Source organism: Fluviicola sp., assembly GCF_029266855.1.
In the GTDB taxonomy this organism is placed as follows: domain Bacteria; phylum Bacteroidota; class Bacteroidia; order Flavobacteriales_D; family Crocinitomicaceae; genus Fluviicola.
Window position 1 is genome coordinate 160,673 of the sequence record NZ_JAQSWB010000007.1, and the last position, 14,776, is coordinate 175,448.

Consider the following 14,776-nt stretch of genomic DNA (forward strand, 5'->3'; position numbering starts at 1 on the left):
TTCAACCCTTTGTCAATATCAATATAAACTTCATTACACCGGGGCCATACTGACGTTTGACCATCATCGAAAGCCGAACTTCCCTTATTTAGCGTAATTCACTGAACGTTTTTCACGAATCACGGTCACTTTTACCTGTCCCGGATAAGTCATTTCCGTTTGAATTTTCTGAGAAATTGCAAACGATAATTCATCAGCCCGTAAATCTGTTACTTTTTCACTTTCCACTAAAACACGAAGTTCTCTACCTGCCTGAATTGCATATGCTGAATTCACCCCGTCATAAGACAAAGCCAAATTCTCCAGATCTTTAATCCGTTTGATATAAGATTCTACAACTTCACGACGAGCACCTGGGCGAGCACCAGAAATGGAGTCACAAATTTGTACGATCGGCGAGATCAGGGTTGTCATTTCAATTTCATCATGGTGAGCTCCGATTGCATTCAATACATCCGGTTTTTCACCGAATTTCTCAGCTATTTTCATTCCCAGGATAGCATGTGGCAATTCCGGTTCTTCATCCGGAACTTTACCAATATCGTGTAATAATCCGGCACGTTTTGCCACTTTTACATTTAAGCCGAGTTCAGCAGCCATGATCGCACAAAGATTTGCTACTTCGCGGCTATGCTGCAATAAGTTCTGTCCGTAAGAAGATCGGTATTTCATACGTCCAACCATACGGATTAATTCCGGATGTAATCCGTGAATTCCCAAATCGATGCATGTTCTTCTTCCCGTTTCAGCGATTTCTTCTTCCAAAGATTTTTTCGTTTTCGCTACTACTTCTTCAATTCGGGCAGGGTGAATACGACCATCCGAAACCAATTGATGTAAAGCCAAACGGGCGATTTCTCTTCTTACCGGATCAAAACAAGACAAAATAATTGCTTCCGGAGTATCATCCACAATGATCTCAACACCGGTAGCTGCTTCCAGCGCACGGATGTTTCTACCTTCACGACCAATAATACGTCCTTTCACCTCATCAGAATCAATATTGAATACAGAAACTGCATTCTCTACCGCTTGTTCCGAAGCCACACGCTGAATGGTTTGAATCACGATGCGTTTTGCTTCCCTGTTTGCATTCAGTTTTGCTTCTTCTGTTATTTCTTTAATATGAACCATTGCAGCAGTTCTTGCTTCGTCTTTTAAAGATTCCATCAACAGGTTTTTCGCCTCTTCAATAGACATCCCGGTGATTTTTGTCAGCTCAGCAACACGCTTTTGGTGCATTTTATCCAACTCCTGATGACGAATTTCGTTTGCTTCAACCTTCGTTGCAAGTTCAGCTTGTAAACGCTCCGTGTCTTTTTCTTTCCTGGAAACCTCTTCGATTTTTTGTGTGAGTGCCTTTTCTTTGCTTTTCACCCTGTCTTCATTTGATTGCATGCGTCTTTCACGTTCTTTGACGTTTTCCTCATGCTCTTCCTTTAATTTCAGAAAGCGTTCCTTTGCCTGGAGAATTTTATCCTTCTTCATCGCTTCTCCTTCCAGATCCGCTTCTTTCAAGATTTGTTCCTTCCTTTTCTTTAACATTGTATTCTGGATAATGAAAGTAGCTACACCACCTCCAATCAACCCGATCAATGCTCCAATAATTACATTTACCATAGTTTCTTAAATAAAAAAATCCCACTGCTTACGGAGAATGTTACGTAAACAAGTGAGAAAAAGACCTGCTATAAAGCAATTAATTCAATGCATCCAAATCATCAGAAAGTGCTTTCAATGCAGCAGTTGCTTCAGAGAAATCAGCTTGGGGAGCGTTACCGGAAACCGGTGCTTTCCCCCCTCTAGTAGACAATTGTAAGGCGGTCATCGCCAATAAGTCTTGCATATCGCGAACAGCAAAATTATCCTGAAGTTGTTTAATTGCTTTATTAATATCTTCGGCAGCACGCTGCACCTTTTCTACTTCCGACTCCTGGACAGTTAAAGGATACGTGCGGCCAGCAACCACTACTTTCAAAGACACCTTACTCATTCGCTATTTTTAATTGTTGAATGCAGAAATCAATCTCTTTCACAAGCACATCAATTTCAACTCCATTGGTTGAAACAGCTTGTACCTGAACTTGTTCACGCGTTTGGCTCAATTCTGATCTCAAGCTTTGGAGCTCTTCCTCCATTGCCTTTTTCTGGTTTTTAAAATCAGAAATTTCAGTATTAAGACGGTTAATTTCATCTGTCATAGAACGAACGCGTTCTCTCTCAGTCACCAACGATTGGTGTAACTGACGAGATTTCGCGCCAATTTGTTCAATTAAAGATTTCAACTCAGACGTCATCCAATAAGCGTTTGTACAAAAATAACAGGTAAAACCAATTCTACAACAATTTTATTGTAAGTTGTGAACAGTTTTTTGGCGATAAATCAAATTAATCACGAATTACGTCCGTCGCCGCGGAGCCTAGTACCGAATTCTTGTTGTGCTGTTTACAACTATTCTCAGTTTTAGCAGAAGAAAATTTTCGGGAATTTCTAAAAAACGGAATTAATTGCTTCCAGATGGAGATTTCCGGTTTTGGAGATAAACAGTGAATAAGCAGAAAAGCAAGACATAAAACACAATTCCACTTTGACGTTGGAGCATAGATTCAAACAAACAATTGAAGGCCAAGTTCAAAGTCAGCCAAAACAACAGACTAAACCGATACTTCATGGCCATTCTGAAATAACAGACAAAAATCGAAAGAAAGATTAGCAAGCCCAAAACACCGATTTCGACAGCTACTTGAAGAAATTGGTTGTGCGGATTGTACTTGAATTCAGCATAATCATCCAAGCCTTTATCCCGTAATCTTTTTCCAAGTTTATCATCAAAATTCGCTGTTCCTGATCCCATCGGGTGTTCTAAAAACTCCTGGGTTGAAACTGTCCACATCAATAACCTCGTCTGATTTCCGGAAGGGTTAGTCCTTACTTTTTCAAAGATCAAATCCGGGTTTTGAACGTATGCCGAAAGATCATTTTTAGCATTGTCGACCTCTATCTGCACGTGTATATTTCCGTAATATGCTGCAACAGGGATAATTGGAAGAAGCACTATGACAACCAGAAACAAAACCCTTGGAAGCCGCCTATAGAAATAAACAATCAGTATTACAGTAATCAGTAAGAAAAAGAAAAGCAAGGAAGCAAACGAAAAACAGAACAGTAAATTGGCGCAGGTCAGTAAGAAATAGGCTCCGAGTGTCCAGTAATTAAATCCCTTCCATTTATTTCGAACTCCTTCACGAACCATCAGCAGTGTAATCGTAGCTATAGCGGCAAAGTAAGTCGGATGATGGATGTATGAATAGCTGGTACTTCCAAAGCTATTATTGAAGTCATGAGTTAAGTAGTAAACATCAATTCCGTGAAAAACTGATAAAACTGTTAGTATGACTGTTCCCAAAACCAAGCCGATAGTAATCGGTTTCAGATCTAACTGCCGTTGAAACCGAAAGGAAAATAAAAGCGGGAAAAGCACCAGAACCAATTTCTTCTCCAAATATCCGAGCGCATCGCCCATATGATCCGTGAAAAAAACTCCTATGGCATAGGCTAAATAAAGTAACACGAAGGTCAGTAAAACCGGTGAAAAAACAAACTTCATTTTCTTACGCACAACCTGTGTGATTGTGAATAAGATCAATAAACCGGCAAAAAGACTGATTGATTTCGGGGCAAAACAAAAACAAGCTAAGGTTGCTGCAAGTAAGTATTCGTATACTTGTTCTATTTGGAGTTTTGCTTTCATCAAATAGTCGAAAAAACGGGAATTACTTGCCCGATGTGGGTTTTAACGGAATCCGAAATAACCGAGTTACTTCCAAGTAAGGTGCCTATCGCCAAATGAGAAAATTCACCAACTTTACAATCGTGATCCACTACTACATTGGAATTAATAATTGAATGTCGACCAATTTCGGAGTTCGAATTGATCACTGCTCCTGCCAAAACCACTGCTCCCTGACCAACAACTGCATTTGTTGCAATGATTGACTTGGGATGAATGACCGTAGCCCATGTAACTCCGATTGTTTCGTTTACCAATTTTCTTCTTATTGTATTATCTCCAATTCCGATAATACAGGCATCCGGTTGGATTCGTTTCGAAGTAAAGTCTTCTACTGTTCCTAATACTTTGGCATCTCCAAAAACAACTTCCCCTACAGCAATTGAATCATCAAAAAAGCCGGCCAGGAGATATTCATTGGAATATGACAATGCATCTGCAATAACGCGGGCATGCCCGCCAGCTCCAATAATTACAACTCGTTTCATTGCTTAGTTATTGATCATTTCATGATATTTCTGCTCAACAACTTTCATGTTATTGGCCCAAATTCCTTTTTCTTCGATTACTTTCTTATTTATCGGACTTGCCTTTTTGTGAAAAGCTTCGTAGTTGGTATACGTTTCCATAATTCGACTAGCTAAACCTTCCACATCATTGATCTCTACCAAAAACCCGTTTTCACCATCAGTTATCCATTCCCGGTTAGCCGCGATATTTGTAGCAATACAAAAAGCATCGCAAGCCATTGCTTCATTTAAAGAGATATTATTCCCGTCTGATAATGAAACGGATACGAAGATATGAGTCTTGTTTAAGGTTTCAGAAATTTGATATCGATTTACTTCTCCCCAAAAAGTCACAAGTTCTGACAAACCTAATTCATGCGTTAAGGCAATCAGCTCATCTTTTAGTCGCCCAAATCCCATAATATTCACTTTAAGGTTTGGAATTTTATCTTTCACTATTGCTACTGCACGTATCAAGTGAGGAATGTTGTAAATGGTTTCTAAATTCCGTGTACTGGTAATCACAAATTCGTTATCCGGAAGAGCGCGGGAATCAGAATTAAAGACTACTGGATCTATTCCAAAAGGAACAATATCGACTTTAGACATATCTGTTCCCATTTCTCTTGTAACATCATACATTTCCTGCGACATCACAGTAATCCATTTTGCTTTTCTGAAGGCAAACTGAAGAGCTTTTCGGTAAATTCTGGAATTCCTTCCACTAATTAATAGATCAGAACCAAGTGCAGTTATCACATAGTTCTTATGCCCTACCAATGCTCCTGTCACGCCGTAACTAGTAGCATAAAGAGAATGAAAAATATTGGGTTTAATTGATTTAACTAAACGTCTTACTTTTAAGAATTTAGTGATGTAATGCCAGTTTCCACCTGAAACATCTGCTTTACTAGCGGGAATGACATGTATCTGGACATCTGGACATGCTTCTTGGGAAATCGGAACAAATGTAATCAAGTGAACCTCATGTCCTAAGGACTGGAAGTGATTACACCACCTAAGGGTATGAAAACTCTCTCCAAATGCAAAATAACAGATTCTCATTTTAACAAGTTATTCTTACGAAAGTAATCAATTGTCAAATCTAAACCCTTATCTACACCAAATTCATAATTGCCAATTTCATTTTTTAACTTCAAATCAGTGTATATAATCTGGTTTGTTACCACTCTTAGTTTGGTGATTTTTATAATATCTAAAAAATCGCGCAGGAAATTCGGCAAGTAATAACAATGAAGCTTTACACCCAGTTTTTTAGCAATTAAACGGTAGAATTCTATTAAATTCATAGAATCGCCCACATGAAATACACCATTAGATGAATCGTTCGTTAAAAAAAAAGTGATTACTTGGCACAAATCACCAACATACAAGTAATTGACTTTTGCTTCTTTAGTTCCAAGGAGTGTTTTTTGATGTTGAATCTTTGTCATCAGATTGTTCAACGCATTGAACGGATGCATTTCCCCAAAAACATTGGTGGGTCTTAAAACAACAAGTTGATAAGCTCCATTATTTTGATTGAAAAGTGCCTCCTCGGATTTTAGTTTTGTTTGTTCATATAAATTTTGAGGTGTCGGTCTTTCTAATTCATCCACCAGGTAACTTACAGGGCTATATGATTTACCAACAACTCCAACACTGCTAAGGTGGATAATCTTTGAAATACCAGAATACTTAACTGCTTCGATCAGATTGTTTGTTCCTTGAACATTCGTCTGATCCAATTTTTCCTGATTACGAACTTCAGCCGCAAGATTAATGAGAATATCCTGCTGTTCAAAAGCCTTTTTTAAGGAATTCTTATCATTTAAATCTCCATAAACTACCGAGAAACCAAAAAGGTTTTCATTTAGTTTAGTCAGATCCCTGCTCATTAATGTAATATCATAGTGTGCTGTGTCCAAAAAACGGAGTAAATTTTTCCCCACAAATCCGGTAGCACCAGTTATAATTACTCTTTTTTTCATTATGAAATTCCTTTGGGAGGATTAAAAATCCTAGGTAATGTATACATATATGCTTTCAGCTTTCTAAAATAGGTCACTTTAAACGGAGAAAGTAAAGCAAACAAAACGATTTTAAACAGGACATGAAACAAACTGATCCATTTAATTACAAGCGCCTGAAAACGACTTCCGTGTTTAGAAAAGAATTTGATCTTATTAAAAACTTGATTCGAAATTGAAATATTGTAGTTTTTCTTGGCACTTTGCCCGATATGATGCACAATTCGCGCATTCGGGAAATACAGACATTTCAGCCCATGATGATTTGCTCTCCAGCAAAATTCTACATCTTCAATCCAGAACATCGTTTCATCGAGAACTCCAATCTTATCAAAAAGTGTTCTTCTAAAGAAAAGAGCTGCTCCTGAAAAAGATTCTCCTTCAAAAATTTCATTAAAATTCTTGTCCTCGTAATTTTTCTTTTTCAAAAAGAAATTCAGATAAAATGATTCACAAAAAACAGACGCTACTGTAGGATATCTCCAGGCACTGAGTTGAAAACTCCTGTCTGAATTTAATAATTTGGGAGCCAATAAATGAATTTCCGGGTGCTGATCCAAATAATCCCTCATGATATCGATCGCATTATCCTGAAACTCCGTGTCCGGATTCAGCATAAAAATATAATCTCCGGTCGCAAGTTCAAAACCCTGATTATTTCCCATTGGAAATCCTGCATTAAAGTCATTTTCAATTAAAATAACCTGTGGAAACTCAGTTTTTATAGCCTGGCAGGAATTATCTGCTGAATTATTATCAACAACAATCACTTCCAAATTCTCTGAAGAGTTGTATTTATAAAGTGTTCTAAGACTTGTAAGAATCAGGTCTCTGACATTATAATTAACTATTACTACTGAAATTTTCCTTTCTGACATCCCCGTTTTGTTTCAATTTGAATACAAATAGTCCAAGTAAAAACCAATACAAGTAACTAAACAAATAAAAATCCAATGCATTACTTACAATATTCACCAAACCAGTGACAATAAAAATGATAAATATAACACTTACAAAATCGAACGCATGTTTTCTAATGTACCGGATCAGACTTATAAAAAACATTAGGGCCATGCCCAGATACATTGCTAATGCAGAAATTCCTGTTTCAATCATTAATTTAAAATACCAACCATCCGTTGATGCAAACGAAACACCCGGAGTATTGGGTGGAAACAATTGTACAGCTGTGTGACCGGCCTTTCCTAATCCCAATCCCATTGGATTATGTTCGATGGAATGAATAACTTCTGCCCATAAACCAACCCTGGTATTACCGCTCTCGAGACCTACTGTTTGTTTAGACGAGGTAAGTACCCATTCCATCAATTGAGAAAACTGGGGAACAAACAGATAAAAAATCAGCAATTCAAAAAGAATAAAAGTTACCAAAATCATTTTGGCTTTTCTGTTTTTTCCAAGTAACAGTAAAATAGCCAATGCAAAAAAAGAAGCTATCATAGGCCCTCTTGAAACACTAAAGAACACAGCATTCACCGTTACTAAAGAGAAAAGTAATGCGAAGATATTTCCTGTTTTTAAGTACTGATAAGTCCAATAGCAAAATGCACTCAGCATAATCATAGCAAAGACTACCGGTGTCCAGAAAATGGATGTCATTCTCACAAAACCTTTAAAAGCCATTACAATAGGTTTGTCGGTCATGATTTTATGGAAATAAACATGTACTCCCGGGAAAAAGAAATAAATCACAAAACCAATGATCGCAACGAAGACCAATATTTTAAAAAAGCCATGAAAAAGACTATCAAGGTTTACTTTTTTATCCCAATAATATGAACCGACGAAATAAGCCAGCATTGGTAAGTAAGTTAATCTAAAGCCATATAAACTTGCTTTAAGATCATGTGAAAGATAAACTCCAATGAGGACATTGAACAAAAAATAAGTAATGACAATTTTATCAAACAGATGCATTTTCCTGTTCTTATCCTTAATCAGGGATAAAAGAAAAAACAGCAGTATCAACGAAAAAAGCATTTCAGGGATCAAACTTATCAATATTGAAAAGCCGGATGCATGTTCTGCCCCCATAATAAGTAAGCGAATAGTCGGGTAAAAAACCAAAAGGCTTAAAAAAACACTTAATTGATTGGACTTAAGATAATTATAGATACTCATTTTTTAATGATCGCGATTAGATAATTGGGCGTCATAGGATTTAGAAATTCGTATAATCCAGTTGATCAGTGCGAAGATAAGCAAAACTTGTATTATTGAGGTTAATAAGAGGATGCTTCCCAGGTTTAATTCCAAATATGATCCTATGATAAAAACAAGTAAAACGAAGAAATTACTTGTAATCGAGAATATGAGCAAAACGTGATGCCTGTTAAAAATCAAAGGGATCTGAGAAAGTGCTGCACGTATAAAATCAATACAAACCCAGGCTGCCAGGTATCTGGCATAAACTCCCGAACGAAACCATTCTTTTCCATAAACAAAGGAAAACAATTGAGGTCCGGCTAATATCAGAATAATAAATACCGGAATAATGATCAAACAACTCATTTTTATTGTCCGTTTCACTAATGGGAACATAGGTTCTTTGTTATGTACCGCTGAATTTGCTTCCTGATAGAAAACCTGGGCAATGGATGCCCCAATAAAACTCATCGGCAAAAACAATATACGAATCGCCAATGAAAAAATTCCCACATAGTAATCTCCGAACAGGAATGAAATAATGTAAATTAATCCGTTGAGTTGAAGTGCATCCAGTAAGGCCTGGAAAGAATTGATCAGTGGAAACCTGGCGTATTTTCTTCCTACAAATAGCATTCGCTTAAAGCTGACACCCTTAATAATTAAGCGGAAATCTGCCTTTATCTGATACAAAGCAACGAATAATGACAAAAATGCCGAACTGAAAAACGCGATCAAAATCCCATTATACTGGAACTTGGCCAGGCTTGTGGAAACTGAAAAAACATTGTTGAAGAGTGATTGGGAAATTCGGAATGTTGCTATTTCACGATACCTCCTTCGCCGATTATTCCATGCCATAAGGGATTGACTAAACCCGACTATTAAAACGAAGATCGGCAAAATATAATACCATACACCTAATCTTTCATTCCAACCCAGGAATGATAACAGGAATAAAATTCCGTAAAAAACGGTTGCAAAGGCTACATTTACCAATAATGAAAGCGCCAGCAGGTTCGCTGCATCTATATTTCGTTTCGGGACGAGCAATGCCACTTCATATCTTCCGCCTGCTATTAGGGCAATAACACCGTAAATAGAGCTTATTAACGCAAAAAAACCCCACTCTTCCTGGGTGAACATGCGCTGAACAATTGGCGAAAACGCAATTGTCAGGAGCTGCGCAATCACAGTACCTGTAATTAATTTCAGAATATTCTTAATGAATTCGGACCGGTTTTTTAAATTCAGCTTACCAACCAATTTATTCTGATTAATTAATAACTATGACGCCTAATAATTGAATTATGCCTGATTGGTTGTTCCTCCAAAATTCATTGGTGGAAAAGGAGGTGTATCCGTATCATTAATTACGCCATTTACTTGCTCATATTTTTGAACATTCTCGGCCAACGCCCGCATTAAACGCTTTGCATTTTGTGGTGACATGATTACTCTGGAACGAACTTTTGCCTTTGGCATTCCTGGCATCATTTGAACAAAATCTGCAACAAATTCAGCTTGCGAATGAGTGATTATAGCGAGGTTAGAATAAACCCCTTCCGCTAACTCTTCATTTAGCTCAATATTAATTTGATTGTCATTTTTTTCCATGGTAACGAAAATACAGGTTTCCGAAGACTTTTTAAACTGTTTTCAAAATTAAATGCCCTATCTTACCTTATCCTTCCTTGGAAGTGTGCAACCGGCAAGAAATACGGACTAAAAATTTAATCCCTCACTTATGCTGTAGGATATTATTCCTATCTTCCGCATCTGAAAGAACTAATAAACAGAATTACAGTCACTTGTAGATATTCCATATTAATTATTATCGCTTTCTTTCTTTTGCCCTTGAATAGCTTCTCAAACTATCTCAAACCAGGCGGCAGAAAGCAGCACTATATTCATGCGCTCCGGGTTCAACGCATTAATACGGATTCGGCTTTAATCTATATTGATCTTGCATTTCAGGAAGCCAAGAAAAGTCATAATATAAACTACCAGGGGGAAGTCTCCCTCTCAAAAGCAAGAATACACCTTCTCCGGGGTGAGATAGATTTGGCAATTGAATATGGCTTGCAATCACATAAATACTATTCACAAAAGAAAAATCATGAAGGAATAAGTAAAGCAAATCTGTTGCTCGCGCAGGCTTACAGTATTATCAAGGAGAAGAAAAAGTCTGATGAATGCCTGAAACTTGCAGAAAACTATGCACAATCAAACAAACAGCATCAAATGCTTATTGAAGCTCTTATTTGCCGAGGAAACACCTGTTTTCAATTTGGTAAATATGCTGCTGCCATGAAGTATTACAAGGATGCCAAACAAAAGATGAAAAGGATCGTAAATCCATATCTTGAAACGAAAATCAACAACAACATTGCCAATATATTAATGAATACAGGTAATACTCCTGAAGCACTTAAAATCTACAAAAAAGCTATTGTTCAATACAGAAAAATAAATCAACCGCTTGACGAGCTTTTGATCCTTTACAATATCGGCAGACAATACAGAGAGGTCAAAATGATTGATTCTTCATTGTATTACAATAATTTATGTCTGAGTCTTGCTTTAAAAGTACACAGTTTGGAGGACATTACTTATTCATATTCCGGATTAAAAGAGAGTTATCAAATTCTCGGAGATTATAAAACTGCGCTTCATTACAATGAACTCATGAACGTTTACCAGGACAGTTTGCAGATGAATGCGAACAAAGTACGCATTGCACGCCTGGAGGCAGATTACGAACTCAGAAGAGGAAAGGAAATAATCCAGATTCAAAAGCGGAAACTGATCCTGACTAAACGAAAAACAACCTTTGCATTATTAGCCTTGTTTATTGCCTCTTCTCTGATTATCTTAGGTTTGTTCTACTTCAGGAAATCACGAAAACTGAACCAGGCACTTAAACAATCAAATGCAGAAATCCGGGAGCAGAATAAAACTATTGACAAAGCTCTTCACGAGAAAGAGGTTTTACTAAAAGAAGTTCATCACCGGGTGAAAAATAGTTTGCAGATAGTTTCCAGTTTACTGAATTTACAGGAATCGCAATTAACGGATGAAATTGCGATTGATGCTTTGAGAAATAGTAAAATCAGGATCCAGACCATTGCACTAATGCACCAAAGCCTTTATCAAAGCGATGCAGATCTGGGACGTGTAAACAGTGCCAGTTATCTTCAGAATATTCTGTCTTTGCAATTGCAGGCACTCTCTGTCAAAACCAAGCAGATCGAGACTTATACTGATTTTGAAGACCTGGAGCTAAGCATTGACCAAGCCGTTCCTCTCGGTTTAATTGCTTCCGAGCTTATCAACAATGCCTTGAAACATGCCTACAAGGAAACCAAGAATCCTCATTTGTCCCTAATCACAAAAATGGTTGATAACGAATTACTTTTAAAAATATCCGACAATGGAAGCGGATTTGAAAGCAATGATTTCAGAAATCACTTTTCCCTGGGGCTTGAAATTGTAGAAGCTTTAAACAACCAACTTCACGGCAAAATGGAATGTCCGTCCACTCCAAAAGGAACAAGCTTTACTTTTTTATTTCCGCTCGAATAAGGCTACTGCAAGAATTCCGTATTTTTGCACCATGAAAGAAAAACAGCCCTCTCAATCCATGCTCACAATCGCTATGATTTGCAGCATGGTCGTTTGGGGAATAAGCTGGCCTTCCAACAAGGTCTTAACTTCCTTTGGCTCTCCGGTTGATTTAGGCGTTTTTCGTTATGGATTCGTCGTCATCAGTTTCCTGCTTCTTCTGATTCCATTAAAAACAAAGTTCACTATTTCCAGGAAAGGAATTCCATTCCTGCTCATTGCCGGCGCTCTCATGGCAACGTATAATTACACCTTTCTTGCAGGCCTTAAAAATGGAAGCCCCGGAGCTGGCGGTATTTTAGTTACAACCTTAAATCCGGTTATGGCTTATGGAATTGGGATGCTCATTGACTGGAAAAAACCGACAAGAAACGAATTCATCGGCTTATTATTTGGAGTTATTGCCGGTTTAATGCTCCTGAAAGTTTGGGGGAATGAGACTATTTTTGCGAGACCCGGAAACCTGTACTTTCTGTTAAGTGCCTTGATTTGGGCTGTTATGAGCAAATTTACATCGAAATCTGCGAAATATGGTTCACCGTTTGCATTTACCTGGTGGATGTATCTAGTTACCTTTTTGTGTATTTTTCCTTTTTGCGACTTTACAGAAATTGGTAAATTAATTCAAACGCCGGATATTCATTTCTGGGGAAATGTTCTTTTTTCAAGTGTGATTACAACCACTCTGGCAACCACCACTTACTTTTTTGCCACTTCTAAAATCGGAGCTGAAAAAGCGAGTAGTTTTATCTTTATTGTACCGTTCAGTGCCGCGATATTCTCATTCGCTATTCTGGGTGAAAAATTGGAAATAAATACCATTGCCGGTGGTATGTTGGGAATTGCCGCTGTATATATGATTAACAGAAAGTAACATAGTTGTACTGAATTCGTTATCCCAATAAACAAGTCTTTTATTTTCTCTACTTTAGCATTCGAAAACTGAAAACTATGAAAAAACTAACATTTCTGTTCATCCTGCTTGCTATAATATCAGTAGGATGCAAAAAAAAGGGTTGCACCGATGAGAATGCAACCAACTACAACTCCAAGGCAAACTCAGATGATGGAAGTTGCACATATGCGGTAGAAACAGGACCCTACTTAATTGTGAAATTACATTTTGATTCTTTGCAGCCACGTCTGGACAATTTTGGCAATCCGGCTGTGATCCCATCAAATCATTCAGCTCAATCACCTATATTTCATGCAATGAGTGCCCATTACATTGAGTTTGCTCAAAATATGTATACACAATTAGGAGCGGGTGAAGTTTTGTATCATGGCGCAGAAACTACAGCAGGTGGCTCAAATGCTGTTGATTTCAGTAAAGCAATTATCAAAGGAGACAATGAAGTATTCCTGAAAATTCCATTGAAGGATATTTCACCTGATACTTATAACTGGGTTCGCTTGTCCCTGACTTATCAAAACTACAGTTTGAATTACCGTTACTCGGATGGAAATGATTACACCGGCCGTTTGGCTGCCTTTGTAGGATTTAATACCTATATCTCGAACTATAAAGTCTGGACGCAAACCCTGAATATCAATGCAAACAAATTGCAGGGATACTGGGCATTTGAGAATTACGGAATCGTTGTTCAGGGTCAGGCTTCAGTTACCACTGTACCAAATCCTTTATCGGCAACATCACCGGTTCCTGCAGGTTCTTGTGTTGTAACCGGAAATTTTGATACCCCTTTCACTATTACCGGAAATGAAACACAGGATATTACTTGTACCATGTCACTCTCCACAAACAAAAGTTTTGAGTGGTATGATGCAAACCAGGATGGAAAATATGAGCCGACAGGTGGTGATTATCCGACAGACATGGGATTAAGAGGTTTAAAGCCCATCATTACACCGTAAATATCGGAATTACACAAACAATTTTGAAGGAGGGAATCTATGTCCCTCCTTTTTTTATCTCCTAACCGGAGCATTCAGAAATAAGGCATGGCTTTTGCTAAAACGCAAGAAATTATTTTAACTAACTATTTATGAAAAGAATAATCTTACTTGCCACTTTTATTTCAGCAGCAATCGCTTTCGGACAAAAAGGATCCTGGTACCTCGGAGGAAGTACCGGAATCTCTTCAATTCTAAAACAACCGCGATCTATTATTTCAAAATCAGCTTCCTGGTCATTCTCACCGGAAGTAGGTACTTTTGTAAGTGATCAGATACAAATTGGTTTAGGACTAACAGTAAGCGGTTACCGAAATTCATTTATCCCTGCGAACATACTTGACAACATGCAATTCGGAGGCAGGATCTATGGCCGCTATGTTTTCGGAAAGGCAAGCTTTAAACCATTTGTGGGAATCAGTACCAACTATTTGGGAAGAGCATCTAATCTAAGTTCCGGGTTTGGAAGCACCGGTAAGTTGAATATCTTTAATGTGAGTTTGAATGCGGGCTTTGCTTATTCTGTTTCTCCGCGATTTAGCATTTTCGGTTCCGTTGGGGTTTTTGGTTTCACACATTCAAGAACAGGTTTCATCAAAACTCCTGATCAAACCTCTAACAACTTTAGCTTCAATTCGGGTGCGCCTGGTGGTCGGCTGACAGTCGGAATTTACTATACTTTCTGCAAAGGAAAATCAGGTGAATAAATTTTCATTTTTGATCAATAAAAAATCCCCTCCGG

General features: G+C 37.8%; 15 protein-coding genes. 4 read left to right on the forward strand and 11 right to left on the reverse strand.

What is annotated here, in order from left to right; genetic code table 11:
- Positions 1–84 precede the first annotated feature (84 nt).
- The 11 genes from rny to K0S23_RS14540 all read right to left on the reverse strand — a co-directional run bounded on the left by rny (position 85) and on the right by K0S23_RS14540 (position 10,113).
- Entirely contained in the window at positions 85–1,620 is a 1,536-nt protein-coding gene (gene rny / locus K0S23_RS14490; protein ID WP_300358795.1) for a ribonuclease Y, read from the reverse strand.
- A 79-nt stretch (positions 1,621–1,699) separates the two neighbouring features.
- On the reverse strand, positions 1,700–1,993 hold the full coding sequence (locus K0S23_RS14495; RefSeq protein ID WP_300358797.1) for a cell division protein ZapA: 294 nt from the start codon (positions 1,991–1,993) through the stop codon (positions 1,700–1,702).
- Positions 1,986–2,285 (reverse strand): hypothetical protein, encoded by a 300-nt coding sequence (locus K0S23_RS14500; RefSeq protein WP_300358800.1) that lies wholly within the window; start codon positions 2,283–2,285, stop codon positions 1,986–1,988. The genes K0S23_RS14495 and K0S23_RS14500 overlap by 8 nt, the downstream gene beginning before the upstream one ends.
- A gap of 219 nt (positions 2,286–2,504) precedes the next feature.
- Positions 2,505–3,752, reverse strand: a complete 1,248-nt coding sequence (locus K0S23_RS14505; protein WP_300358802.1) for an O-antigen ligase family protein — start codon at positions 3,750–3,752, stop codon at positions 2,505–2,507.
- On the reverse strand, positions 3,752–4,279 hold the full coding sequence (locus tag K0S23_RS14510; RefSeq protein ID WP_300358805.1) for a hypothetical protein: 528 nt from the start codon (positions 4,277–4,279) through the stop codon (positions 3,752–3,754). The genes K0S23_RS14505 and K0S23_RS14510 overlap by 1 nt, the downstream gene beginning before the upstream one ends.
- A 3-nt stretch (positions 4,280–4,282) precedes the next feature.
- Positions 4,283–5,365, reverse strand: coding sequence for a glycosyltransferase (locus K0S23_RS14515; RefSeq protein WP_300358808.1), 1,083 nt, complete (start codon positions 5,363–5,365; stop codon positions 4,283–4,285).
- Positions 5,362–6,291 (reverse strand): NAD(P)-dependent oxidoreductase, encoded by a 930-nt coding sequence (locus K0S23_RS14520; protein WP_300358811.1) that lies wholly within the window; start codon positions 6,289–6,291, stop codon positions 5,362–5,364. Before K0S23_RS14520 ends, K0S23_RS14515 begins: the two co-directional genes overlap by 4 nt.
- On the reverse strand, positions 6,291–7,208 hold the full coding sequence (locus K0S23_RS14525; RefSeq protein ID WP_300358814.1) for a glycosyltransferase family 2 protein: 918 nt from the start codon (positions 7,206–7,208) through the stop codon (positions 6,291–6,293). Before K0S23_RS14525 ends, K0S23_RS14520 begins: the two co-directional genes overlap by 1 nt.
- Positions 7,174–8,472: an O-antigen ligase gene (locus K0S23_RS14530; RefSeq protein ID WP_300358816.1), complete on the reverse strand. Its 1,299-nt coding sequence runs from the start codon at positions 8,470–8,472 to the stop codon at positions 7,174–7,176. Before K0S23_RS14530 ends, K0S23_RS14525 begins: the two co-directional genes overlap by 35 nt.
- Before the next feature lie 3 nt (positions 8,473–8,475).
- The gene (locus tag K0S23_RS14535) at positions 8,476–9,690 is read right to left on the reverse strand and encodes an oligosaccharide flippase family protein (protein ID WP_300358818.1); all 1,215 of its coding nucleotides are present in this window, start codon (positions 9,688–9,690) and stop codon (positions 8,476–8,478) included.
- 114 nt (positions 9,691–9,804) lie between these two features.
- On the reverse strand, positions 9,805–10,113 hold the full coding sequence (locus tag K0S23_RS14540) for a DUF3467 domain-containing protein (protein ID WP_300358820.1): 309 nt from the start codon (positions 10,111–10,113) through the stop codon (positions 9,805–9,807).
- Between the two features lie 240 nt (positions 10,114–10,353).
- Between K0S23_RS14540 and K0S23_RS14545 the strand changes: the two genes are divergently transcribed.
- The 4 genes from K0S23_RS14545 to K0S23_RS14560 all read left to right on the forward strand — a co-directional run bounded on the left by K0S23_RS14545 (position 10,354) and on the right by K0S23_RS14560 (position 14,741).
- A complete protein-coding gene (locus K0S23_RS14545) occupies positions 10,354–12,081 on the forward strand; it encodes a histidine kinase dimerization/phosphoacceptor domain -containing protein (protein WP_300358823.1) in 1,728 nt (575 codons plus the stop codon).
- A gap of 31 nt (positions 12,082–12,112) precedes the next feature.
- On the forward strand, positions 12,113–12,994 hold the full coding sequence (locus K0S23_RS14550; protein ID WP_300358826.1) for a DMT family transporter: 882 nt from the start codon (positions 12,113–12,115) through the stop codon (positions 12,992–12,994).
- Between the two features lie 77 nt (positions 12,995–13,071).
- Positions 13,072–13,995, forward strand: coding sequence for a hypothetical protein (locus K0S23_RS14555; RefSeq protein WP_300358829.1), 924 nt, complete (start codon positions 13,072–13,074; stop codon positions 13,993–13,995).
- A gap of 131 nt (positions 13,996–14,126) precedes the next feature.
- Positions 14,127–14,741, forward strand: coding sequence for a hypothetical protein (locus tag K0S23_RS14560; RefSeq protein WP_300358831.1), 615 nt, complete (start codon positions 14,127–14,129; stop codon positions 14,739–14,741).
- The last annotated feature ends 35 nt before the right edge of the window (positions 14,742–14,776 follow it).

Bases quoted from the DNA above. Each gene is read 5' to 3' on its own strand.
- K0S23_RS14505 (WP_300358802.1), bottom strand. From the start codon at position 3,752: ATGAAAGCAAAACTCCAAATAGAACAAGTATACGAATACTTACTTGCA.
- K0S23_RS14510 (WP_300358805.1), bottom strand. From the start codon at position 4,279: ATGAAACGAGTTGTAATTATTGGAGCTGGCGGGCATGCCCGCGTTATT.
- K0S23_RS14530 (WP_300358816.1), bottom strand. From the start codon at position 8,472: ATGAGTATCTATAATTATCTTAAGTCCAATCAATTAAGTGTTTTTTTA.
- K0S23_RS14540 (WP_300358820.1), bottom strand. From the start codon at position 10,113: ATGGAAAAAAATGACAATCAAATTAATATTGAGCTAAATGAAGAGTTA.
- K0S23_RS14515 (WP_300358808.1), bottom strand. From the start codon at position 5,365: ATGAGAATCTGTTATTTTGCATTTGGAGAGAGTTTTCATACCCTTAGG.
- K0S23_RS14560 (WP_300358831.1), top strand. From the start codon at position 14,127: ATGAAAAGAATAATCTTACTTGCCACTTTTATTTCAGCAGCAATCGCT.
- K0S23_RS14495 (WP_300358797.1), bottom strand. From the start codon at position 1,993: ATGAGTAAGGTGTCTTTGAAAGTAGTGGTTGCTGGCCGCACGTATCCT.
- K0S23_RS14525 (WP_300358814.1), bottom strand. From the start codon at position 7,208: ATGTCAGAAAGGAAAATTTCAGTAGTAATAGTTAATTATAATGTCAGA.
- K0S23_RS14520 (WP_300358811.1), bottom strand. From the start codon at position 6,291: ATGAAAAAAAGAGTAATTATAACTGGTGCTACCGGATTTGTGGGGAAA.
- K0S23_RS14555 (WP_300358829.1), top strand. From the start codon at position 13,072: ATGAAAAAACTAACATTTCTGTTCATCCTGCTTGCTATAATATCAGTA.
- K0S23_RS14550 (WP_300358826.1), top strand. From the start codon at position 12,113: ATGAAAGAAAAACAGCCCTCTCAATCCATGCTCACAATCGCTATGATT.
- rny (WP_300358795.1), bottom strand. From the start codon at position 1,620: ATGGTAAATGTAATTATTGGAGCATTGATCGGGTTGATTGGAGGTGGT.